General features: G+C 61.1%; 20 protein-coding genes. 12 read left to right on the plus strand and 8 right to left on the minus strand.

Features of this window, described 5'->3' with window-relative positions; all coding sequences use genetic code 11:
* Window positions 1-6 precede the first annotated feature (6 nt).
* The 3 genes from ACQK2L_RS17855 to ACQK2L_RS17865 all read right to left on the minus strand — a co-directional run bounded on the left by ACQK2L_RS17855 (window position 7) and on the right by ACQK2L_RS17865 (window position 3,187).
* A complete protein-coding gene (locus tag ACQK2L_RS17855; protein ID WP_425398393.1) occupies window positions 7-924 on the minus strand; it encodes a thiamine-phosphate kinase in 918 nt (305 codons plus the stop codon).
* A gap of 83 nt (window positions 925-1,007) precedes the next feature.
* Window positions 1,008-2,393, minus strand: coding sequence for a trypsin-like peptidase domain-containing protein (locus ACQK2L_RS17860; protein WP_425398394.1), 1,386 nt, complete (start codon window positions 2,391-2,393; stop codon window positions 1,008-1,010).
* Between the two features lie 143 nt (window positions 2,394-2,536).
* Window positions 2,537-3,187, minus strand: coding sequence for a hypothetical protein (locus ACQK2L_RS17865; protein ID WP_425398395.1), 651 nt, complete (start codon window positions 3,185-3,187; stop codon window positions 2,537-2,539).
* Window positions 3,188-3,368: 181 nt separating this feature from the next.
* On the opposite strand from ACQK2L_RS17865, the gene ACQK2L_RS17870 reads away from it, so the two are divergent.
* The 6 genes from ACQK2L_RS17870 (at window position 3,369) to ACQK2L_RS17895 (ending at window position 12,185) form a co-directional block, all read left to right on the plus strand.
* Window positions 3,369-4,397 carry a S1C family serine protease gene (locus tag ACQK2L_RS17870; protein ID WP_425398396.1) on the plus strand — a complete coding sequence of 343 codons (1,029 nt, stop codon included), beginning with the start codon at window positions 3,369-3,371 and terminating at the stop codon, window positions 4,395-4,397.
* A 294-nt stretch (window positions 4,398-4,691) separates the two neighbouring features.
* A complete protein-coding gene (locus ACQK2L_RS17875; RefSeq protein ID WP_425398397.1) occupies window positions 4,692-5,480 on the plus strand; it encodes a response regulator transcription factor in 789 nt (262 codons plus the stop codon).
* A 210-nt stretch (window positions 5,481-5,690) separates the two neighbouring features.
* Window positions 5,691-9,044 (plus strand): autotransporter-associated beta strand repeat-containing protein, encoded by a 3,354-nt coding sequence (locus ACQK2L_RS17880; RefSeq protein WP_425398398.1) that lies wholly within the window; start codon window positions 5,691-5,693, stop codon window positions 9,042-9,044.
* Between the two features lie 139 nt (window positions 9,045-9,183).
* Window positions 9,184-10,389, plus strand: a complete 1,206-nt coding sequence (locus tag ACQK2L_RS17885) for a carbohydrate porin (protein WP_425398399.1) — start codon at window positions 9,184-9,186, stop codon at window positions 10,387-10,389.
* A 167-nt stretch (window positions 10,390-10,556) separates the two neighbouring features.
* Window positions 10,557-10,955, plus strand: a complete 399-nt coding sequence (locus ACQK2L_RS17890) for an ACT domain-containing protein (RefSeq protein ID WP_425398400.1) — start codon at window positions 10,557-10,559, stop codon at window positions 10,953-10,955.
* Window positions 10,956-11,555: 600 nt separating this feature from the next.
* Window positions 11,556-12,185, plus strand: coding sequence for a hypothetical protein (locus ACQK2L_RS17895; protein ID WP_425398401.1), 630 nt, complete (start codon window positions 11,556-11,558; stop codon window positions 12,183-12,185).
* A 58-nt stretch (window positions 12,186-12,243) separates the two neighbouring features.
* Here ACQK2L_RS17895 and polX read toward each other — a convergent pair whose 3' ends face one another.
* From polX to ACQK2L_RS17910, 3 genes are read right to left on the minus strand one after another with little or no spacing between them, the layout of a single operon-like run.
* The gene (polX, locus tag ACQK2L_RS17900) at window positions 12,244-13,974 is read right to left on the minus strand and encodes a DNA polymerase/3'-5' exonuclease PolX (protein ID WP_425398402.1); all 1,731 of its coding nucleotides are present in this window, start codon (window positions 13,972-13,974) and stop codon (window positions 12,244-12,246) included.
* A gap of 18 nt (window positions 13,975-13,992) precedes the next feature.
* Window positions 13,993-14,673, minus strand: a complete 681-nt coding sequence (locus ACQK2L_RS17905; RefSeq protein ID WP_425398403.1) for an HAD family hydrolase — start codon at window positions 14,671-14,673, stop codon at window positions 13,993-13,995.
* A 43-nt stretch (window positions 14,674-14,716) separates the two neighbouring features.
* Window positions 14,717-15,214, minus strand: coding sequence for a peptide chain release factor-like protein (locus tag ACQK2L_RS17910; RefSeq protein WP_425398404.1), 498 nt, complete (start codon window positions 15,212-15,214; stop codon window positions 14,717-14,719).
* Between the two features lie 110 nt (window positions 15,215-15,324).
* Here ACQK2L_RS17910 and ACQK2L_RS17915 point away from each other — a divergent pair, with 110 nt between their 5' ends.
* From ACQK2L_RS17915 to ACQK2L_RS17925, 3 genes are all read left to right on the plus strand, one after another.
* Window positions 15,325-15,903, plus strand: a complete 579-nt coding sequence (locus ACQK2L_RS17915) for a PH domain-containing protein (protein WP_425398405.1) — start codon at window positions 15,325-15,327, stop codon at window positions 15,901-15,903.
* A complete protein-coding gene (gene tsaE, locus ACQK2L_RS17920) occupies window positions 15,900-16,343 on the plus strand; it encodes a tRNA (adenosine(37)-N6)-threonylcarbamoyltransferase complex ATPase subunit type 1 TsaE (protein WP_425398406.1) in 444 nt (147 codons plus the stop codon). Before ACQK2L_RS17915 ends, tsaE begins: the two co-directional genes overlap by 4 nt.
* 150 nt (window positions 16,344-16,493) lie before the next feature.
* On the plus strand, window positions 16,494-17,090 hold the full coding sequence (locus ACQK2L_RS17925; protein ID WP_425398407.1) for a hypothetical protein: 597 nt from the start codon (window positions 16,494-16,496) through the stop codon (window positions 17,088-17,090).
* Window positions 17,091-17,187: 97 nt separating this feature from the next.
* Here the strand turns inward: ACQK2L_RS17925 and hslU are convergent, their stop codons facing one another.
* Together hslU and hslV are read right to left on the minus strand one after the other, a co-directional pair.
* Window positions 17,188-18,531 carry an ATP-dependent protease ATPase subunit HslU gene (gene hslU, locus ACQK2L_RS17930; protein ID WP_425398408.1) on the minus strand — a complete coding sequence of 448 codons (1,344 nt, stop codon included), beginning with the start codon at window positions 18,529-18,531 and terminating at the stop codon, window positions 17,188-17,190.
* Window positions 18,519-19,061 carry an ATP-dependent protease subunit HslV gene (gene hslV / locus ACQK2L_RS17935; protein ID WP_425398409.1) on the minus strand — a complete coding sequence of 181 codons (543 nt, stop codon included), beginning with the start codon at window positions 19,059-19,061 and terminating at the stop codon, window positions 18,519-18,521. The genes hslU and hslV overlap by 13 nt, the downstream gene beginning before the upstream one ends.
* A gap of 349 nt (window positions 19,062-19,410) precedes the next feature.
* On the opposite strand from hslV, the gene ACQK2L_RS17940 reads away from it, so the two are divergent.
* From ACQK2L_RS17940 to ACQK2L_RS17950, 3 genes are all read left to right on the plus strand, one after another.
* Window positions 19,411-20,025, plus strand: a complete 615-nt coding sequence (locus tag ACQK2L_RS17940; protein ID WP_425398410.1) for an isochorismatase family protein — start codon at window positions 19,411-19,413, stop codon at window positions 20,023-20,025.
* Window positions 20,026-20,238: 213 nt separating this feature from the next.
* Window positions 20,239-20,463, plus strand: a complete 225-nt coding sequence (locus ACQK2L_RS17945; RefSeq protein ID WP_425398411.1) for a carbon storage regulator — start codon at window positions 20,239-20,241, stop codon at window positions 20,461-20,463.
* Between the two features lie 164 nt (window positions 20,464-20,627).
* Window positions 20,628-22,010, plus strand: coding sequence for a carbohydrate porin (locus tag ACQK2L_RS17950; protein WP_425398412.1), 1,383 nt, complete (start codon window positions 20,628-20,630; stop codon window positions 22,008-22,010).
* Window positions 22,011-22,077: the final 67 nt, after the last annotated feature.

A 22,077-nucleotide genomic window follows, 5' to 3' on the forward strand; every position in this document is an offset into this window, starting at 1 on the left:
CGGCGACTATCGGTGTTCGTAGCCTTCTGCTTTGAGCGGCGAAGTTGCGCCCGCGGCGTCGCGTTGCATCAATGTTTCACCGGCGACGATCTCGCCTACGTCGGTCAGGCCGCACTCGAGTGGCTGTTCGGCGAGTAGCCTAGTTGCAGTTGCCGGCGGCACGGCGAGTAGCAGTTCAAAATCTTCTCCGTCGCTCAAAGCGTGGGCGACGGGCGACTTGCCGGACTGCTGAGCCATTTCGTTTGCAGCTTGGCTGATGGGCAAGTTGGCGATGTCGACCACCGCGCCGACGTTGCTCGCCTGGATCATCCGCGACAGGTCGAGCGCCAGTCCGTCGCTCAGGTCCATCGCCGCGATTACTTCGTACTGAGCGGCCAGTTCGAGGGCTTCGGCTACGCGAGGCGTGAAGCTCAGGTGGTGGCCCTGCATACTTCCGCCGAGTGTTCCGCTGACCAAGAGTCGATCGCCTGCTTGCGCACCGCTGCGGAGCCATGCTTTGCCAAGCTCCGCCGTGCCGATGGCGGTAACGCTCACGACAAGTGGCCCGGTGGCAACGTTCGTGTCGCCGCCTACCACGGGGCATTGAGTCTGGCGGGCGAGCACCGTCATGCCGCTGGTGAGATCGCGCGCCAGCGTGGAGTTTGCCTCCGCCTTGGGCAGACTCAGCGACACCACTGCGGCCAAAGGCTCGGCGGCCATGGCGGCCAGGTCGCTGAGGTTCACCGCCAGCGCTTTGCGGCCGATCTGCTCGGGCGTATGGCGGCCGAGTTCGAAGTGGGCGCCGTCGATCAGCATGTCGGTGGTGACCACCAGTTGCCGATTGGCCGGCACGTTGAGCACGGCTGCGTCGTCGCCAATGCCGACGGTCACTGCGTCGCCAGTGGCGATTTGTTCGGTCAGCCAACGAACGAAGTCGAGTTCCACCGCGAGAGGTCCTGCCAGGGAGTGAGTTGCCTACTCAACTCATTGGCGCAGGTTTGCAGTGCGACTGCAAGTGGCGGTGTTCGCTACCGGCGGAGCGTGCTGCGCGACGTGGCAGAGGCGACGTTCACGTCGGTGTACAGCGTTTCGTCGTTGCGGACGATGTAGAACCGCACCTGGTTCATCCGCGGCAGGCTCGACTTGGTGAGGATGTAGTCCACGTCGTCCATCGAGGCGGTTTGCCACTTGTGCAGGCCGACCAGAATGTCGCCGGCGGTCAGGCCTTCCTTCTCGGCGGGGCTGTTGGGACGCACTTCGACGATGCGAAGCCCGCCGCGGTACTGCGACTTCTTGCCCGAGAAGGTGCTGGCCGGCTCGGGTTCGAGTTCCACGCCCAGCGTGTCCCACGAATCGGAGCGATCGGCCATCAGTCGACGGGTGCCACCACCGCCGCGACGCGAGCGAATCGACTCAGCCGCCAGGCGTAGTTCGGTCGATTCGCCACCGCGATCGACAACCACCGTCTGGGCGGTGTTGGTGCCCAGCAGCGCTCGCTCGACATCCAGGCGGCGCTCGGTCTTCACGTCGCCAACTCGCGTGATGACATCACCGGGGCGGAAGCCGTGATCGGCCGCGGGGCTGCCACTGGCCACGCGTTCCACCACCACTTGCTGCTTGGCGGCGTTGGTGCGAAGCGTCAAGCCGTGCCAGCGATTCTCCGTCTCTTCGACACTCACCAGCCGCGCGGCCACTTCCATCGCGGCGTCGATCGGAATGGCGAACCCAATGCCCTGGGCTCCGGCGCGGACGGCCACGTTCACGCCGATCATCTTTCCATCGACGTTCAACAGTGGTCCGCCGGAGTTGCCCGGGTTGATGCTGGCGTCGGTTTGAATCAGGTCGTCGTACGACTGCGTTTCGCTCACCTGCACGTCGCGGTGCAGTGCGGAGATGATGCCTACTGTCACGGTGTGTTCGTACCCAAACGCGTTGCCGACCGCCACTACCGACTCGGCCGGCATCAGGTCCGACGAGGTGCCAATTTCAATCACTGGCAACAAGTGCGAAGTCCGGACCCGAATAACCGCCAAGTCGGTTCGCGGGTCAAACGCCACGATCTTGGCGACGTACTTACGTCGATCGGCGAAGGTGACGTTGATTTGCTTCACGCCGTCGACGACGTGGTGGTTCGTGAGAATGTAACCGCGGGGGTCGATCACCACGCCGGTGCCCATGCCGTTTACCTGGCGGGTGCCGTCGTGCTTGGAACCGTTGGCCAGATCGGCCACCGTCTTCTGCCCCTGGATGTTCACGACCGAAGGGCTGGCCTTTTGCACCGCGCGGACTAGCGGTGTCAGGCGGTTGGGCGAGATTTCGTCGGCCGCGGCCATCGTGGCTGCCAAACAGCAGCAAGTCAGGGTGGCAAACGCGATTAGTCCGCCCCTCAGGCGGTCGTTGCAGGTGTCGGGCATGGTGGGCACTGGGGCGGAGGGGGCGAGCTTGCCAGGCAGGCGCGCCACCGTGTGACGGGTGGTTACGATTGCGGGTGCCTGCCCGAAACGAATGCTGGGCGTGCTTGGGTGTGATCGACCACTCGTTACGACCGGCTTAAAGCCTACAAGCTGGCGTCCGTAGACTCGCCCCAGTTTGACATCGGCAGCGGCTCCAGTGCTGGCGCTGCCGGAACCCCATATCCAGGCGGCTGCGGAGAGAACACCGGGCGTGCTGGCACCGGAAAGAATCGCGGCGGCGGACCCACCACCGGCGCGGGGCCCATCGTCGGGCACAGGCTCAACTCGCAACACGCTTGAGAAACCTCGGCTGGCGGCGCCTCGCAGTTGCCAGCATCCACCGTGGCCAATGCCGCGCTTTCCGCGGCGGGTGCCTCCACCACTTCAGCCGGCGCGGTGTTGCTCACCTTGCGAATCGGCGACTTGCGTTGGGCGGTGCGGCGGTCGGTGCTGCGGTGTTGGGCAACCTGTCGCTGCGGCCGGCGGCTGGCGCGGCGCGGCGGCAAGCTGTCCTTTTCATGGTCGGTTCCCAGCACCAGATCGCGAAAACCCTGCTGCAGGTCGACCAGCATCTGCTCGTCGGCGTGCACCTGCTGCTCGCATTTTGGGCAATGGCACTGCGGACCGGGGTTTAGGGCCGCGCAACCGCCCAGCGCGAAGATCGCCCCAGCGAGCACCATCGCGGCGAAACGGCGGATTGCAGTCTTGGCGAACAAGATTCGACCGATTTGAGCAACAAGGTAGAATGATAGCATGCAGCACCCGCACGCACGGGCCCACGGCATTCATCGGCCGCCGCGGCGTGGCAACTGTTGCATAACCGGCAAAAACGGCGCAAACACCCCAGAGTTACATCCGCGGGCACAACGACGTAGGCACCGGCGGCGAAATCTTCTAAGGTTCGCCGCCAATGAAAATCCCCGCATGGAGAACGTGGTGAGACATTTCATTCTTTTTGCGCAACGCGCGTTGCTCGCGGCTGTCTGCTTGGTGGTCGCACCTGCTGTGGCGGAGGACCAACCTGCGGACAAAACTCAGGTCGTGCAGGTCGCTCCCAGCGACCAGCAGCTCACCGATTGGGTGCATGACCTCGACGCGCGAAAGTTCGCCATTCGCGAGCAGGCGACCGACTCGTTGGTGACCGCCGGCGCGCCGGCCGTGCCCTACCTGGCCAAGGCCCTGCACGGACCGTCGCTCGAAGCTTCTCACCGCGCGGTGTGGGTGCTACAGCAACTGGCCGAGACGGGCGAGCAGCCGGTGCAACTTGCCGCGCTCGAGCTACTGGTAACCAGCAAACGCTTCCCCGCCGTGGTTCGCACGGCCGAGCTGGAGTTGGCCGAACTGTACGAAGAGATCTGCCGCACGAGCTTCGAGAAACTCGGCGGCGAGTTCACCGTGTCGTCCGAAGCCCGCACGCCGTACGACATCGGCGCGCAAGTGGAGCTGAACACCAACTGCGAATCGTGGACGGGCACCCGGCAAGACGTGCTCCAGCTTTGCAAGCTGCGGCACGTGGCGGTGCTGCGAATCGCTTCGCGCCTGGTGGACGACGAGATCGCCAAGTGCCTAGCGAAGATCGACGGACTCGAGGTGCTGGAGCTGATCGAAACGAAGGCCACGCTGCAAGTGGTCGCGCAGCTCAAAGAGCAACACCCCGAGCTGCGCGTGCGCCTGAAGAGCCGCGCCGCGCTGGGCATCGTGCTACTCGACGGCGGCGCGCCGACCGTCAGCTCCGTGCAACGCGACACGCCCGCCGAAAAGGCCGGCTTCAAAGCCGACGACGTGATCCTCTCCCTGGGCGGCCACAAAGTCGCCACGTTCGACGAACTCACCACCCGCATCGCCCAATACGACCCCGGCGACACAGTCACCATCCGCGTCCTGCGCGAAGAAGAAGAGCTGGACCTCACCGCCACGCTGGTCGAAGCGAATTGGCTGAATGAGAAGCCGCTGGGGGATCGGTGAGGTGTTGTCTCACTCCTGGCGATACGAGCGGCGTTCCAAGTACTCTAAAGCGACGCCGCGAACAACAACCTCCGTATGCCTTTCTCTTTCTCGCCAATGCTCACAGTGCTGCTAGCGCGCGGCCGGTGAAGACCCCGCTGCATTGTAGGTCGAGTCGCACTTGCCCTTCCGGGCGTTGCAACCTCCCTCGGTATCCGCTCACTCTCACACACCGTGGTGTGAATGGTTCGTGGGGTGGAAGCTGCAGATTGGTCGGAGTTGACGTCCGCCGATTGCGGCTTAAGCTTTATCGCTATGGAATTTTCACCTGTGGTATTCAACAAGCTAGTCCAACTGTGGGACGAATTGGAAGCGTTTCCGCCCAATGAGTCGTCAGCGGCAAACATTCACTTAATGAAGGCGCTCGCCGACTGGCTCAATGCGGACTACGCCTACTGGTGTGGCTTGCTGCGTGTGGCCGATGGCGAGTTAGCGGCCCGCGATCCACTCGGAGGGTGGCGTCTTCGAGTTCAGGAGCCTTACAGAATCCCCAACGTCTACCTGCAAAGGCAAGACGAGCTTCTCGAAAACCAGCACTTAACCGAAACGGTCGGTGCCGCATCGATCGCCATTATGCGCGAAGCGGGGACTTTTCGTATCCGGCTATTGCGCGAATTGGTCGACATCAGCGAGTACGAACAAACGGAGCATTTCAAAGAGTACCAGATGCCCTACGGTCTGACCGATCGAATCTATGTCGTCACGCCGTTAAACGAGGACACCGAGTCGTGCTATTGTTTTGAGGTTGCGGGTGATGGCAAGCGGTTCGACGCGGACCAGGCAAACATCATCGGCACAGCCTTGCGTAGTGTGCGCTGGTTTCAGCGAAGGCTGTTTCTCAGTCACGGTCTATTGGTGGGGGATGAAGTGCTGACGGAGACGGAGCGTTCGATCGTACTGCAGCTGTTGACTGACAAGACCGAGAAGGAAATCGCCGCGGAGATTGGTCGGGCTGTTTCGACTACTCACAACTACGTCACCGGTATCTATCGCAAGTTCGGTGTCAACAATCGGGCCGGGCTAATATCGATGTGGCTGGGATAGCGAGTACCGGCCGCCAGATAACCGCAAAACAGTCTATTTAGACTATCGCATTCTTCTGCCTGGCCATGGATAATCGGCCAATCTCTCCGCGGCGCCAGCCGCTCCTCGGCCGACTCAACTGGATCGGTCTATCGCATAGGAGCGTCTGCTGGTGGGGATCGCCGCATGCTTGCTGTACGCCGAATCGACTGCTTCTGGAGAAGACACTACATGCTGAGAATCCGCACCCATCGCCTAGCCATGCTGCTGACCGCCCGCCACCGGCAGCAGTTTCTGCGTTCCTTCGCTGGACCGCTGGTCCTTGCCGCCGGTTGCCTGGTGGCAGTCTCGTCCGCCCATGCGGACGAGTGGGCCATGGAAGTGGTTGATTCGGGATTGCCAGGCGAGTACTTCTTTCCCCACAACGCCCAATGGTATGACGAAGACGACTGGGCCGATCCCGACCCTGGTGATAGTCAGTTGTTTCCCGTCGCGTCGGACACCGTGTTGATTGCCCCCATCATGGTAAGCAATGCGCCGAACATCACGCTGAGCAGCGATGTCGAGGTACGGAACATAGCGATCGGCACCGAACGGCGCGCGGCGCTCAACAACAATGTGGTCGACATTATCGCCGATTTTTACGACTCGGGAAACGTCGAACTGAAAATCACTCCTGATCCTAACACCGGAACGGGTGGAAAACTCAGCATCCTCTCCAACGAGATCCACGACGCCGGCGGGCCAGGCATCGAGTATGGAAACGCCGACGTGTACTTCTACGACATGGAAACGATCGCCAAAGACGTGTTGGTGCAGCGGTCGGCCGACAACGAGAATGGACGGGCCACCCTTATCATCGATGGCGGAACAATCACCGCTACCAATAGCTTTAGACTGGAGCGAAGCCGACTGATCCTGCAAAACGGCGCGGCCGTCGCAGCCTACGGCACTGGATTGAATGTCGGCAACGGTAGCAGCATCGTCGTAGGTCCCGGTGGTGGGATCATCCTCGGCGACGTGGCGCTGAACGATTTCATTCAATTACAGGATGTCGATCCGTCTGACGATCGCGTGGAGACCTTCCTTGTCGGTTCGGTCAGCGGAGGTGGCGTGATCGATTTGGGCAATCGACACGACCTGGTCTTTAGTCAGAGCGGCGAAAACCCGGCCAATTCCGTTCTCACAGGCAATATCACCGGACCCGGGAGAATCTGGATCCGGGGTGCTCAGAACACGGTTGAAATCCTCGGTGGCAACTCTACGAGCGACGGATTGATTGTCGAACAGGGTGCCACACTGGTTGTCGGCGCGGCGAATCGACTTGGAACGCTAGGCAACCACTTTCTACAACTCTCGTCGGGTGGCACGTTGCAGGCCAGCAACGATTTGAGCGTCGCATTGCAGGTCTTTATCAACAATGGCGCCATCGACACCAATGGCCACGACATCGCTTATTCCGGACAATGGGATGGCCCCACCGACAGCGTATTGACCAAGAAGGGAGCCGGCACGTTGTCCGTCAACAACGACGCGGCTGACTACACGGGATCGATCGTAGTCGAGGCGGGCACGCTCGTCTCAGGCGCCGACTGGGATACATTTCACAATCGTACCGGCATCACCCTCCATGGCGCGGCGACGTTGCGGCTCGATGGCGACGAAAACTTTGGCGGTGTGAGCGGCGGCGGAACGGTCAATCCCAACGGCCACATTATGCGGGTTGGCTATTTCGATTCCGATCACGACTTCACCGGCGACGTCACGGGCAGTGGCCAGGTGCAGAAGTTTGGAGAGGGCGAGCACCGCTTCACCGGCGACAATCGCAACTTCACCGGCACGTGGGGCCTCTTCACGGGCACGCTTACCTTTGGCAATACGCCAAGCCTGCCCGCGGCGCTTCACGTGCCTTCGGACGGCACGCTACGCCTCGACCCCACTGGCCAGGCACAAATGCACTCCGGCTTCACCGGCCCAGGCCGTGTTCTGAAGACGGGCACAGGGCAAGGGGTGTTTCCGGAGGCCAATCCCAGCCTCACCGGTCACCTCGAAATCGCCGAGGGAGAATTCCGCTTCGACGCCGCTCCGAGCTTTGGCGAAATCAGCATTGGTGCGACCGGTACGCTCACCACGACGCTCAGTTCGTTGGTGCTCCCGCAAGAGATGGAGATCACCGGCAACGGGGCAACGATCAACACTGGCCTTGCCGATGTGTTTTTGATGGGCGATCTGAAAGGCGACAACAACCTGGTAATCGAAGGTTTCGGGAGTCTGTCCGACTTTGGCTCGTCGTCGACGTTCAGCGGCGACATTCACGTGAAGTCGGGCACGTTCGGCTACGGAACGTCTGGAATGCTGGCCGGCTCCACGCTAACGATTGACTCCGGTGCCTCGGTGCGGGGCACCACCGTCGGGGGCGGCTTCACGGTGGTCTACGATGTAGGCGAGTTGACCGGCGGCGGTACTTTGAACGTTGCAAATCAGCAAGAGTTCCAAATCGGCGGCAACAACTCCGCCAGTACCTTTGCCGGCAACTTCACCGGTACAGGAAACGTCAAGAAAGTAGGCGCCGGTTATCTCACACTGTCGGGCGACAGCGGCACTTTCGAAGGCCAGTTCCAACTCGCCGAGGGCTACCTCAGCCTTGCGGGGGTCAACCTGCCGAGTCTGCTTATCAAGAACGGTACGGAAGTCGAGGCGGAAGGAACCAACACGATCGGATTACTCTCAGGCGGCGGCAACTTGTTACTCAACAGCGCCGGCACGTTTCGCATCACTGGCGACAGTCCGGACTTTGCAGGCGATATCTCTGCCACCCTCGGCAAGCTGAATGTCGCTGGCACCGTGGCGGCCGATGACGTGACAGTCGCAGGCAGCGGCATTGTCACCGGTGACGGCCAACTCGACAGCACACTCTCCGTCCAATCCGGCGGAACCGTCAGTCCGGGGCTCACGCTTGGCCAGCTTACGGTCGCTGATTTGGAACTGCACGCCGGAGCAACTGCATTGATCGAACTCGGCGGCGCCGATGCGGGCCAATTCGATGTACTCAGCGTCGCCGAAGACGCTGCACTGGGTGGCATGTTAGACGTGCGGTTGGTGCTCAGCTACGCACCCACGCTCGGCGACACCTTACCGGTGCTCGAGGTTGGCGGAACCAGCTCCGGCCAATTTGACGGACTCGATCCTAACGCCGTGTTCTCGGTTGGCAGCAGCAGCTTTCAGATTAGCTACACCGGCGGCGACGGAAACGACGTCGTGCTAACGGCCGTGTCGGGCATTGCTGGCGATTACAACAACGATGGCGCCGTCAACATCGCCGACTACACCGTGTGGCGGAACAATCTTGGCGCCGCGGCCGGCACGCTGCTGAACGACATCGACGCAACAATGATCGGAACGGCGCAATACGAAACGTGGAAGGTCAATTTCGGGACCTCGCTACCACCATCAAGTGCTCTAGCCGGCACCGCCGTGCCTGAGCCAAGCTCCTGCGTGCTGTTAGCGTTGTTCGCCTTGGCGAGTGTAGCTCTGCGCGGGGCGAAACAACCTCCGCATTCGGGCGCATCTATTCCGTTGGGTTAATGTACCTGCGTCGCCCGTCCCCTGCCCCAATACTTCTCCTGGTGCGACAACGCGCCGCGGTCCGATACTAGCTACCATGCTGGCACCGCAGTGGCAAAGTTGTCGGCGCTTCGGCGGGGCGCCTGGGTGGGTGGTCGGCATGCTATCGATCACTGCGCTCGTGCTATGTCCGCTTTCTGCGGACGGACAGAACCGCGACGTCGACCCGCGGAGCGTGTTCGAGGAGCATCGCCCGCTGAGCTTTGCTAGCATTCGCACCTCGCACTTCGGCCGCGGGCCGCTCGACCGACTCTTGGAGTCCCCGTCTCGGTGGCTGATCGACGTGGAAAACAGCGGCGGCCCGGAGGTCATCGCGTACTACACGCAGATGTATCAGCCTGGCAGCCAAGGTGGGCCCGACAACTGGACCATCAACCAGGAACTCGACGCCTACGCGAAGTGGGATATCTGCCAGTCGCGATTGGGTACGGGCCGCGTGTACGCGTACTACTATCAAGTGCAGGACAACTTCACGCGCACCAACACGCAACAGTTCGCCGACGCGGCAGGTACGGTGTGGCTGCCGAACTACAACGACGCCGATGGCATGTTCAGTTCTTTGGACATGTTGGTGTGGGAGCAATCGTCTAGCGACCAGCGGTTCCAAGCGCTCATCGGTCAGTTGGACCCTGGCGTGCTGGTCGATCTGAATCACTACTCTGGCGACGACACGGGTTACTTCTTCTCCGAGCCGCTGGCCACGAACCCCGTTCGTGCGTTTCCTCTGGCGGGTCTGGGGCTAGCGCTCGACGGCGAGCTGACGGAGGGAGTCGAACTGGTCGGCATCATCAGCGACGCGACCGCCGACGGGCACTACCCGGACTTCCGCAGTCTGGGCGACGGCCGCTGGTTTTACGCGGGCCAACTGACGCTTCGGCCGGAGATTGGCGGCACGCGGGGATGGTATCGCGTAATGTACTACGGGATCGACGCGACCGAGACCGAACCTCGCGGACGCGGCTTGGCGCTCAGCTTCGATCAACCGCTCGGCGACGCTTATGGCGCGTTCTTCCGTTTCTCGCAAGCCGACGGGCGCCGCAGAGCGCTGCGGAAGTTCGTCAATTCCGGATTTGTGTGGCTCGCGCCCGGCGGGTGGGAGGACGACCGCGCGGGCATCGGTTTCATCTGGGGACAACCCACCGACCGCCGGCTCTCGGACCAGTACGGTCTGGAACTATTCTACCGCTGGCAAGCCACCGCCCGGATGGAGTTCTCCACCGACGTGCAATGGATCATCGACCCTGCCCTGACCAACGCCCGCGAGTCTCTCGCGGTGGGTGGGATGCGCGTTCGTTGGACGTTTTGAGGACCATTCAGGTACTCCCCGCGCCGATGACTTCGGCAAATTGGGATTCGGCCGAGCTGCTAGCTGGCTGTTCGGAGGATTCTCGCACCGATAGAATAACTAGCCATGGAAGCATAGAATCCGTCAGTCCGCCCGACTTGTGAACACACCATTCCCGGTTGAGAACAATGCCAAATCCAACGTTGCAGGAAGTTGTCGAGTCGAGTGAGACTTGGGTTCATCCCGGTCGTTACGCCTATCTGAAATGCGACGAAGCGCCGGTTGGTGACCACTTCTTGGTCTGTCGCGATGCCGACGAAGTGACCGTGATCACCGAGGAGTCGAAGATTGCGACCGTCAAGCATTCCGAGTCGAATGAGTGGTTCAAGCTAATCGAGTTTCGGGTGACGATGCCCTTTGTCACGAAAGGGTTTTTGGCAAAGATCGCCAACGCGGTCGCCTCGAAAGACTTAAACATCATGCTCTTTGCAACTTACTCGAAGGATTACGCGCTCGTCCGAGAAGAAACCGCTGACGTCGCCATCGAGGCTCTCCGCGAGGCTGGATTCCCAGTAACAGTCTTGTAGACGGAACTCCACTCCGCGCACGACTGGGCCGGCACGTTTCATAGCTGCTGACGCGTCACGCTCATCGAATCTCTGGAATCTCCGCCGTGTAAAAAAATCGCCGTAGATTCCGCTCCCCGATTTGATCTAATGGGAGAAGCTGCTTCGCAGTTGGCGGGCGCGGTATGCGCTGGCTGATAACTTGTCCCGTCTTAAGGAGTTTTGTCCTCCCGTAAACACACCAGGGACAAAACTCGGCGAACCTAACTGTGGAGCGGTTTTCGTAACTCGTTGTCGCGAAAGAAGTTGCGTCAGCGAGGGAGGTTTTTCGTGGGCGGGGTTTTGGTACCACCGCTGAAAATCGGGGAACAACTCGAAGGTGGGCGAAATCGTAAGCCGCTGGTGGGTAACGACTTAGAGGAACGGAGGTTTATGGGTTTTGGGCCAGTGGGACAAAACGATGTGCCCCGGGTTCTCCCCGCGGTTCGGTGTGTAGAAACAAGAGCAGCGGGTGTCCTGCTGCAATTTTCCTTGGCGGCGTCGATTTTTCTTGACACCACTAACTGTCGTAGTGATTATCGGTTTGCTTGCTGGGTCCCCTCAATCGAACTTGGAGCCGAGATGGTTAAGATAGACTTCCGATTGATTTGCGTCTTACCGCTTGTGGGCCTAATTGCTTCAACCGCGAGTGCGTCGGTTTATCAACTTTCTTCGGGCGCCGTCGAAGGATCTGGCTATAGCTTCTCGGGTTTCATTCAAACCGACGGGAGCATCACACGAACTGAAGATTCGGTTGACACCGGATGCTTGGAGGGGCAGTGCTTTGATAGTTGGGAAATCACGCTAAATACCCCGGACGACGACGACGGTATATCGACGCAGTTGCTTACGGAGTTGAATTCAACTTTCGAACTGACCGAACGCGCGTCATCTGGCGGCTTTGTTTCAGTAAGCACGGAATCAATTGTTCTCGGGTTCGGAAGCGATGCATCTTCCGTTTTCTCCCTTCTTGTCAATGGTAGCGATGAAAGGATTCAATTCATCGGTGCTAACCGTGGTACACCCAATCAAGGCATGATTCTCATCGATGACCCTTCTGAATCGCCGGCTTCGTTCCAGGCGGTCTATCCTGTGAGCAGCTCGGGGTTCTTTGCTTTCGCGCACGCGGGGTCGATACCCGAACCCACATCAGCCGCAATTGTCGCGGGCGCTGTCGCCGCTGCGGTACTCGCACGCCTCCGTCGGAGGTAGTTCAATCGGTAGGTTGCCCTGAGCGGGCCTCTCGGGCTCAGAGATTGGGCAAGAAACGCTAGCCGCGGCGCACTAACTTTTTCAGCTTTGCCCAATCGCGGGTGTTGGCTACGTCGCCGGCGGTGAGGCCGGCGCGGCGGGCTTGTTTGATTCCAAATCGCAATACGTCGAGGCCGCCGATGCTGTGGGCATCGCTGTTGATGACGATCGGGATGCCGAGCTGCTTGGCCCGCGCACAGTGCACGTCGTCGAGGTCGAGTCGCGCGGGGTTGGCGTTCAGCTCCAGCAGCTTGCCGTTCTCCACGGCCGCCTGCATCACCGCTTCGAGGTCGACCGCATAACGATCACGTTTGTTAATGAGACGCCCAGTAGGATGAGCCACGACCGACACCCACGGATTCTCCAGAGCGCCGATGATTCGCTCGGTGATCTGCTTGCGCTCCTGGTTCTGCCCGTAGTGCACGCTGGCGATCACCCAATCAGCCTCGGCGAGCACGTCGTCGGGCAGGTCCATGCCGCCTTTTTCGAGGATGTCGCACTCAATGCCTTTAAGCACCACAAAGTCGTCGAGTTCCTTGTTGACCAGGTCAACCTCGTCCCACTGCGTTCGCAAACGATCGGAGTCGAGTCCGCGGGCCATGGTGACGCGTTTGGAGTGATCGGTGATGGCGATATAACGCAGTCCGCGCTCCTGCGCGGCGGCGACCATTTCGCGGATGGTCTGCTTGCCGTCGCTGGCGGTGGTGTGCATGTGCAAGTCGCCCACCAGGTCGTCAACTTCGATCAGCTTGGGAATGTCTTTGGCCTTCTTGTAGGCAAACTCGCCGCGATTCTCGCGCAGCTCGGGCGGGTAGCATGGCAAGTCCATTTGTTTGTACACATCGGCTTCGGTCTTGCCGGCCAGGTACTCGTCTTCCTCGCCTTCGGCGACGCGAAACACGCCCCACTCGTTGATCTTCAGCCCGCGATCCTTCGCCATGCCGCGGAGCACGACGTTATGTTCCTTCGAACCGGTGAAGTACTGCAGCGCCGCGCCGAACGACTTGGTGGGCACAACCCGCAGGTCGACTTGCAGCCCCGAGGTGAGCCGCACCGACATCTTGGTGTCGCCGCGGACGATGGTGTCGGCCACGTCGGTGAACGCGCCGAAGTGATCCATCACCGCATCGATGTCGGTCGCGTCGACCAGGAAGTCGAGGTCGCCCACCGTTTCGCGGCCGCGGCGATAGCTGCCGGCGGGTTCGAGTTGCTTCACGGCTTTCGACTTCGACAAGTGCGCCAGCATCCGCTGCACCACTTCGTCGGCCGTAGCCCAGTAGATCCGCTCGCCCGCCCGCTCAGCCAAATCGATGCCGGCGAGGATGCCCTCTTCGGTCTTCGCGCCGAAGCCCTTGAGTTCGCGGACCTTGTGCTCTTCACACGCGGTCCGCAGGTCGGCCAGCGACTCGATGCCGAGTTCCTTATGGATCACGGCTGCCTTCTTGGGGCCGAGCCCGGGGATACGCAGCAGCGCCAGCACGCCCTCGGGCACTTGCTCGAGCAGTTCTTCGAGTTGCTGGAGCGTACCGGTCTGGACGAGCTTGGTGATCTTCTCGGCCAGGTCCTTGCCGATGCCGTCGAGCTTGGTGAGGTCCTCGCCGCGTTCGATGAGCGACTCGACCGAGTCGGGCAGGTCCTGCAGTCGCCGCGAAGCGTTCTGGTACGCGCGGACGCGGAACGGGTTGGCGCCTTGGAACTCGAGCAGCTCCGCCATCTTGTCGAACTGCGCGGCGATTTCGCGATTTTCCATCGCGTGGTGCTCCTGTGTTTACTCGGTGAGCCAATCGATGAGCGTTTGCGAATCTTCCAGCGTCTCGATGGCCAGGTCGGGTTCGGCGGCGCGAAGTTCTTCGATCGGCGTGAAGCCGGTCGGCACGGCGACCGCGTACGCGCCGATCGCCCGGGCGCAGGTGATGTCGTGCACTGTGTCGCCGATCACCGCCAGTCGCGAGTCGCCGTTGGGCGAGACGCCCATGTGCTGGCCGGCGGCTTCGACCGCCGAGCGGGCGATCTCGTCGCGGCTGGTGTGAGTGTCGCCGAAACCTCCAAACGCAAAGTGATGCCACAGCTGGTAGTGCGTGAGCTTGGCCTCCGCGCCGCGGATCACGTTGCCGGTGAGCAGGCCAATCTCCACTTCGTCGGCTTCGTCCAGCGTGGCAATCAGCGCTTCGACGCCCGGCAGCACGCGGCCTTCACTGGCGGCGAGCGACTCGGGCAACGCTTGGATGTAGGCGTCGTGGAAGCGTTGCCAGTTTTCTGGCGAAGGTTCCACGTCGTGCGCGGCGAGCAAGTCGAGCGTGATGGCGCGGTCGCTCCGCCCGGCGAAGGCGACGTTCTTGGAGATTTCGTCCACGCCGAACAGCTCGCGAAACACGCGGGCAAAGGCCTTCTGCCCTGCCCCGCCGCTGGCGATCAGCGTTCCGTCGATATCAAAGAAGCATACTTTCATAACACGATTGTAGGCCGCACGATGGCGATCGGTGAAGGTCCGTCTATTTCAGCGGCCGCAAACCCCTGGCGGATCGCTCGCGGTTCAATAGTTCCAGCGCCGCCGGCAGCTTGCGGACCAGGTTCACCAGTTGCGTGGCCGAGACCTGCAGCCGCTCGGCCGCTGCCGAGGTGTCGAAGTCGACCGCTTGCAAGTGGTCGAGCGCCTCGGCGAGCAGCGAGGGAAAGTCGGCGTGGGAGTCGCTTACCGCGATGCGACTCCCCGAACGGCGACTTTGCCAAAGTTCGCTCGGCCCGTCGGGCGAGGTGCGGACTTCCAGCGCCAGTCGCAACCGCAGTCGGGCGATCGCCTCCTGGCGGTTGGCCTGCTGGCTTCGCCGCTCGTTGGCTTCGGCCGAAATGCCGGTGGGCGTGTGCGTCACGATCACGGCCGTTTCCACCTTATTGCGATGTTGCCCGCCTGGGCCGGAGCGGCGAGTGGTGGCCGTGGTGCAGTCCTTCAGCAGCGTGGCTTCGTCGAGGCTCGCGGGGTGCATGGGCATGAGGTTTACTCTACTGGCCGGCCGAGTGGCTCGCTACGCCCCAGCGTGGCGGAGCGGGCCTGGTTGGGGTATCATTTGCGGTTGTAATCTTCACTCGAGGTCTCGAGGTCATGGACAAGACACCTGCTTCCGCCAGTCGCGAAACCACCATCATGGCCGTGTGGCCATCGGTCGCCACGTTCAAGCTGGGGCGGCTGCTGGGCCAACTTTATGCGTTCGGCCCGCGCGTCTCGCTGCTGGGTGTGCCGCTGCGGCCGGGTTGGTTGATCGCCTTGGCGGCGCTGCCGCTGTCGGTGCTGCTGTACGCGATGAAGATCGCCCCGCGGGTGCTGGTAGTGATCGGCCCGAGCAATCCCTTTTGCCGCCGCTACCGGCTGACCACCGAGCGCGTGCTGATCGAACACCCTTTCGACGCGCTCAGCAAGTCGCGGAGCGAGCGGGCAACGCAGGCGAGTGTGAAGCTGGACGAGTTCGATGCGATCGACAAAGACGACCAACCCGGCTACGACTGGTATCGCGCCGACGACCTGGTGTTTCGCCGCGAAGGCGAGGAAGTGCTAAGGCTCGCAGCCGTGCCGCACGCCGAAGCGTTTCGCCAAACGTGCCTCAAGGCTCGGCAAGGTCTCCTTGGCGTGCAAAAGTCGCGCGAGGCGACCACTCCACCGACAGTTGCTCAGGGCGAGGGATGAGCCAGTTCGAGTTCACTAGTCGCAGCCTGGCGGACACGGATCGACTGGGCCAGCAGATCGCCACGGTCGCGCAGCCGGGCGACGTGTTAGCGCTCGTAGGTACGTTGGGCGCCGGAAAGACCCGCTTGGTGCAAGCCATCGCCACGGCGCTGGGTAACTCCCCCGAAGCGGTGACCAGCCCGACCTTCGTGCTGGTGAACGAGTACACCGCGGGCCGCCTGGCGGTGTTTCACTTCGACGTGTATCGCTTGAAGGACGACGATGAGTTCCTGGAGCTGGGCGCCGAAGAGTACTTCGACCGCGACGGAATAACGCTCATCGAATGGGGCGACCGCGTCGAACACCTGCTGCCCGAGTGGGCGAGCGTGGTGACGATTGAACTCACCGACGCCGACGAGCGGCAAGTAGTGGTGATGGGCGACTTGGCCGCGCGACTTTAGACGGACTCGCCACGCCGAGAACATGTAGCCGGATTCGCAAGAATTCGGAGCATTTCTTGCAGATTTTGCCCAATGTTAGCTGCCCTCTTTGCACATACTTAATCCAGCAATTTTTGATCGGAGTTTCAGATACGAAGCGGAGCCTAGACGATGCAGCCTCGCAAAGAGAATCGCGACTACCTAAGGCGACTCCCTGCCGGCTACTATCAGGGGCACGCGTACGTCCACTGGTCGCTTACCATTCAGGGACGACGCCAAGGTTGGCTGAAGCCCATCTTCTACTACCGATTCCGAGAGCTGCTGACGCACACCGCGTTTCGATACCAAATCTGCTGCCCGATTTTCTGCTGTATGCCAGACCATTTTCACTTACTGTGGATTGGCTTCGCGGACGACTCGGACCAAAGAGTGGCAATGAGGTACTTCCGTCGGCAATTGAACGCCACGCTCAAAGCACTTGGGTTTGAATTGCAATCTCAAGGGCATGACCACGTGCTGACAGAAGAAGAGCGCGAGAGAGACGCTTTCGAGACAGTTGTTGAGTATATAGCTCGCAACCCCGAGCGAGCTGGTTTGGTAGAGGTCGACAAGTTCAATGTGTATCCCTACTCAAGTTGCCTATTGCCAGGATATCCAGAGATCAAGCCGTTCGTTGAAGATTACTGGCCAACGTTTTGGCGAGTCTACTCTCATTTGCGAGAGCATGGAGTGACACGCGGTCGGTCGAACGATGAGGAGGTTGGGTAAACTCTTGGTTGGGCGTCTGAATTCTTGCGAATCCAGCTACGATTGTGCGTTCTTGGACCTCCAAATTCTTGCGAATCCGGCTACGTGCAATACTCGCTTAGAGAATGAACTTACTCAGGTCCTCATCCGACGTTACTGCTTCCAATCGATCGCGGACGTAGGCGGCGTTGATTTGCACTTTGCCCATTTTCATGTCGGGGGCTTCGAAGCTTAGTTCTTCCAGCAGCCGTTCCATGATGGTGTAGAGTCGTCGGGCGCCGATGTTTTGCGTCGACTGGTTCACTTGGAACGCATAGTCGGCCAGCGTTTCGACGGCGTCGGGCATGAACTCGACAGTGACGCCTTCGGTGTTCATCAACGCGGCGTACTGCTTGGTGAGCGCGCTCTTCGGTTCGGTGAGTATGCGGACGAAGTCGTCCTTGGTCAGGTCATTCAACTCCACACGAATCGGGAACCGTCCTTGCAACTCCGGCATCAGCTCACTGGGCTTGGCGCGGTGGAACGCTCCGGCGGCGACGAACAGGATGTGGTCGGTGCGAACGTAGCCGTAGCGGGTTTGTACGGTGGTTCCCTCGACGATTGGCAACAGGTCGCGCTGCACGCCCTGCCGCGAGACATCCGCGCCGCGGCCGCCTTCGGTGGCGACGACCTTGTCGATCTCGTCGAGGAAGATGATGCCCATGTCCTCGGCGAGCTCGATCGCCTTGGCGTTCACGGTTTCCTGGTTGATCAGCGCTTCGCACTCCTGTTCGAACAGCACGCGGCGCGCTTCGGCCACGGTCATTTCGCGGCGCGATACGTTCTTCGGCAGGATCTTGTCGAGCATGCCCTGGAAGTCGAAGTCCATCTGGTCGCTGCCTGGGCCCATGCCGGGGATCATCATCGCTTGGGCTTTTTGCTCGACCTTGATCTCGACCGTGCGATTCTCCATCTCGCCGCCCGCCAGCATCGCCCGCATTTTTTCGCGGGTCCGCTCGTAGCGTTCGGGCGAGTTGTCCGAGTCGACGCCCACGTCGTAGCTGTGAGGAGCGGGCGCGAGCATGTCGAGCAGACGCTCTTCCACGCGCCGCTTGGCCTCTTCTTCGACTTTTGCCAGCTCCTCTTCGCGGACCAGCGAGATGGCGTTCTCCACCAGTTCGCGGACCATGCTTTCGACGTCGCGGCCGTAGTAGCCCACTTCGGTGTACTTGGTGGCTTCCACTTTGATGAACGGCGCACCGGTCAGCGTCGCCAGCCTGCGGGCGATTTCGGTCTTGCCGACGCCCGTGGGGCCCATCATCAGGATGTTCTTGGGCGCGACTTCTTTGCGCAGCTCTTCGTCGAGCTGCTGACGCCGCCAGCGGTTGCGAATGGCCACGGCCACCGCGCGCTTGGCGTCGGCCTGGCCGACGATGTGGCGATCGAGTTGTTCGACGATTTGGCGAGGGGTCAGGTCGTGCACGCGAGTTCCTCGATCACAATGTTGTGATTGGTGTAGACACAGATGTCGCCGGCGATCTCGAGGGCTTTGCGAACGATCTCGCCGGCCGACAGATCGGAGTGCTCGGCCAGTGCCCGAGCCGCCGACAGGGCGTAGTTGCCGCCCGAGCCGATGCCCAGGATGCCGTCGGTGGGCTGAATCACGTCGCCGGTGCCCGAGACCAACAGCGTGTCCTTGGCATCGGCCACGGCAATCAGCGCTTCGAGCCGCCGCAGCGCGCGGTCGGTGCGCCACTCCTTGGCCAGTTCGGTTGCCGCGCGAGGCATGTTGGCTGGGTAGTCTCGCAGCTTCTCTTCGAAGCGTTCCAAGAGCGCGAAGGCGTCGGCCGCAGCCCCGGCGAAGCCGGCCATCACTTTTCCATCCACCAGACGGCGAACCTTGCGAGCGTCGCCTTTCATCACGGTTTGGCCCAGGCTCACCTGGCCATCGCCGCCCATGGCGACCATGCCGTCCTTGCGCACGGTGAGAATGGTTGTGGAGCGGAACTTCATCGGCGGCATCTCCGGCGGCTTCGTAAGAAGGGCAATTTCCAACTATTGTCGCAGATCGAGCCGCTCAGGCCAGGGGTACGTGGTTACCGACTCCACTACGTCGATTTGGATTTCGCCGGCTGGGGCAGTTTCTTGGACTTGCACAGCACCCGTTTGTCGTTTGCCACGCGTGCGCACTTGGTGCAGAAGTACTTGGGGGCGTGGACCAACGCGGCCAAGTCCTTGGAGTGTTTAGCGAGGTCCGTTTTCGACCAGTCGCAGAGGGTTTTGGGCTCGGACAAAGTGGACTTTCAACAGAGCGGGGTGCTTGGCTGTGCCGGGCGTCGGCTAGCTGCTATTCTAAACAGCCATGACCCCGAATGAAGCAATAAACTCCGAAGGTGCCCTGCCCCGCAGTCCCGAACTGATGAACGCCAGCGACACTTTGCTGTGCCTGGTCGATCTGCAGGAGCGGCTGGTGCCGGTGATTCAGCACCACGAGCGGATTGTCTGGAACACCCGTCGACTGCTGGATGGCGCGAAGCTGCTGGGCGTGGAAGTCGTGGCCACGGAGCAGTATCCCGAAAAGTTGGGGCCCACCGTCGAGCCGCTCGCCAGCCGACTTACCTCGCCGGCGGCCAGTAAGCTCACGTTCAGTTCGGCCGGTTGCACGGACGTTTTCGCGCGGCAGATCGAGCAACTCGACTCCGGCGGTCGGCATCGCGTGTTGTTGGCCGGCATCGAAACACATGTGTGCGTTCTGCAGACAGCCTACGATCTGTTGGCTGCCGGGTTTCAGGTGTTGCTCGCGGTCGATGCGACGGGCACTCGCTTCTCGCTCGACTACGACATGGCACTGCGGCGACTCGATTCGGCCGGCGTGGTACTCACCACTACCGAGGCGGCGCTGTTCGAGTGGTGCGAAGTGTCGGGCACGCCGGAGTTCAAGCAGATCAGCCAACTCGTACGCGAATCAGCTCCCTAATCTGGAAGGCGAGTGAAGCTGGGCGAGCTGGGGTGCTGAAAGCTCGTGCAGCCGCTGCGGTTTTCCCGGCGTGGGGTACCTCAACCGCTTGCAATGCCAGCCTTGCGTGGGTAAGTTGCCCTGGAAGTAAGCAATTGCATCCTTCCGTGATTTGAGCCATTTTTTCGTTGCCTCGATAACTGCATCCCTTCACGCACCAGAAGGAACGACGGCGTGTTAGTGCTCTCTCGTAAAGCGGGTGAACGAATTCAGATCGGTCCGGACATTGCTATCACCGTGGTGAAGCTAAGTTCCGGCGGCGTGCGCTTGGGCATCGAAGCTCCGCCCGAGTTGGCCGTTGTGCGCGGCGAATTGGCCGACGAAATGCAGTCCCAAGTCGAAGCCGAGCAGTCGGTCGACGCGCTACGGATCTTCAATGGAGACGAGCAGGAAGCGTAAGGCTTCGTTCAGTCTATTGCCGACGATTGTCCATTGGTGCAACTAGCACAATCGCTACAGTCCCGCGCAAACATCTCCTCATGCGGCAATCCCCCGCGAAGCGACGATAGCAGATCTGGCGGTGTGCACCTTGCACGCTCTTTCGCAAGCACGGAGGGTTGGCGATGGAACGTTCGATCTTGGCTGGAGTTCGCGCTATAGGCGCGGCTTGCTTGGTGCTTCTTGCGCCGGTGACTTGGGGCCAGACGTGGGAAGATGTTCAACTCGCGTCCTGCTACTGCGACATGGCCCAGCCCGACTGCTGCGACTCGGCTGGTTGCTGCTCGAGTTGTTGCGACGGTTGCTTGTCGGATTGTGGCTACTGCTGCAGCTTCCCAATGTGCGACGAACTGATGTGCCGCCTGACGCCAATGATGAAGCAGATGGCCGACTGCGGCGTGATCTACGCCCCGGGACTCACGCAATTCTACCAAGGTGTCGCTAGCGGCGGGGTGGCTCAGGATTTCGAGTACGGCGGCAAGGTCGACCAGTTCCTTCTTCTCGACGCCGGCAAGCTCGGCCTGTGGGATGGGATGACCATGACACTGCACGCCGAAACCCGTTTCGGCGACGACGTGAATCAGGAAGCGGTGGTCTTCGCGCCGGTCAACACGGCCATGCTCTATCCCAAGTCGGGCGAGCACGATACCGCGATCACCAACCTGTCGTTTGCCCAGGCGATCTCCGACGACGTGCAGTTGACCTTCGGCAAGACCAACTTCATCGACTTCTTGCAACTGCTCTATCCGCAGACAGGTCGCGGTGTCGATGGGTTCATGAATGCTTCGCTGCTGCTGCCGGTGTCCATGGCTCGGGTCGCCCCGTTGTCGATGATGAACGTGGGCGCTCTGAAAATGCATGGCAAGCAGGTGCAGGGACTGATTGTGGTTTATGATACGAAGAACGTGGCGACCACCAGCGGACTGGACGACCTGTTCGACAACGGTGCAAACATCTTTGGTTACTGGCGGTTCTTCACCGAGCGCAACGGGCTGCCAGGGTCGCACGGGTTCGGTGGCATCTGGTCGACGGGCGAGTTTGTCGCGTTCGATCCTACCAGCTTTGTAATCATCCCCGACGAAGGACTAGTCGCCACGCCACAGGGCGGCGCCTACACGCTGGCCTACATCTACGAACAGACGCTGTGGATGGACTGCTGCAATCCCAAGCGCAACGTGGCGGTGTTGAGCCAATGGGGCATCGCCGACGAGGCCACCAGCCCCATCGGTTGGTCGGCCAACATCAGCCTCCAAGCCACCGGCTTCAACGACGCCCGACCGCACGATCGGTTTGGCATGGGTTACTTCCACACCGGCATCAGCAACGACCTGAAGAACCTGTTCAGCGGAGTACTGCCGCTACAGGACGTCGACGGCGTGGAGATCTTCTACAGCACCGCCATCGCCAAAGGAATGCACCTGACCGGCGACCTGCAAGTGATCGAACCAGCGGTAGTCGGCCTCGACACAGCCGTGGTGGCCGGATTGCGGCTGTCGGCCGGAATGTAAGGTGACATCGCAATCGTAGCCGGATTCGCAAGAATGCGGATGTCCTGGCTACGTTCCGAATTCTTGC

This window comes from Aeoliella sp., assembly GCF_965227375.1.
GTDB lineage: Bacteria > Planctomycetota > Planctomycetia > Pirellulales > Lacipirellulaceae > Aeoliella.

What these genes read in the sequence shown, in the direction of transcription:
- ACQK2L_RS17940 (WP_425398410.1), top strand. Translation starts at nt 19,411, where the DNA reads ATGACCCCGAATGAAGCAATAAACTCCGAAGGTGCCCTGCCCCGCAGT.
- ACQK2L_RS17925 (WP_425398407.1), top strand. Translation starts at nt 16,494, where the DNA reads ATGCAGCCTCGCAAAGAGAATCGCGACTACCTAAGGCGACTCCCTGCC.
- polX (WP_425398402.1), bottom strand. Translation starts at nt 13,974, where the DNA reads ATGGAAAATCGCGAAATCGCCGCGCAGTTCGACAAGATGGCGGAGCTG.
- ACQK2L_RS17910 (WP_425398404.1), bottom strand. Translation starts at nt 15,214, where the DNA reads ATGCCCATGCACCCCGCGAGCCTCGACGAAGCCACGCTGCTGAAGGAC.
- ACQK2L_RS17895 (WP_425398401.1), top strand. Translation starts at nt 11,556, where the DNA reads ATGGTTAAGATAGACTTCCGATTGATTTGCGTCTTACCGCTTGTGGGC.
- ACQK2L_RS17865 (WP_425398395.1), bottom strand. Translation starts at nt 3,187, where the DNA reads ATGCTATCATTCTACCTTGTTGCTCAAATCGGTCGAATCTTGTTCGCC.
- ACQK2L_RS17880 (WP_425398398.1), top strand. Translation starts at nt 5,691, where the DNA reads ATGCTGAGAATCCGCACCCATCGCCTAGCCATGCTGCTGACCGCCCGC.
- ACQK2L_RS17915 (WP_425398405.1), top strand. Translation starts at nt 15,325, where the DNA reads ATGGACAAGACACCTGCTTCCGCCAGTCGCGAAACCACCATCATGGCC.
- ACQK2L_RS17860 (WP_425398394.1), bottom strand. Translation starts at nt 2,393, where the DNA reads ATGCCCGACACCTGCAACGACCGCCTGAGGGGCGGACTAATCGCGTTT.
- ACQK2L_RS17950 (WP_425398412.1), top strand. Translation starts at nt 20,628, where the DNA reads ATGGAACGTTCGATCTTGGCTGGAGTTCGCGCTATAGGCGCGGCTTGC.
- ACQK2L_RS17890 (WP_425398400.1), top strand. Translation starts at nt 10,557, where the DNA reads ATGCCAAATCCAACGTTGCAGGAAGTTGTCGAGTCGAGTGAGACTTGG.
- ACQK2L_RS17905 (WP_425398403.1), bottom strand. Translation starts at nt 14,673, where the DNA reads ATGAAAGTATGCTTCTTTGATATCGACGGAACGCTGATCGCCAGCGGC.
- tsaE (WP_425398406.1), top strand. Translation starts at nt 15,900, where the DNA reads ATGAGCCAGTTCGAGTTCACTAGTCGCAGCCTGGCGGACACGGATCGA.
- ACQK2L_RS17885 (WP_425398399.1), top strand. Translation starts at nt 9,184, where the DNA reads ATGCTATCGATCACTGCGCTCGTGCTATGTCCGCTTTCTGCGGACGGA.
- ACQK2L_RS17875 (WP_425398397.1), top strand. Translation starts at nt 4,692, where the DNA reads ATGGAATTTTCACCTGTGGTATTCAACAAGCTAGTCCAACTGTGGGAC.
- hslV (WP_425398409.1), bottom strand. Translation starts at nt 19,061, where the DNA reads ATGAAGTTCCGCTCCACAACCATTCTCACCGTGCGCAAGGACGGCATG.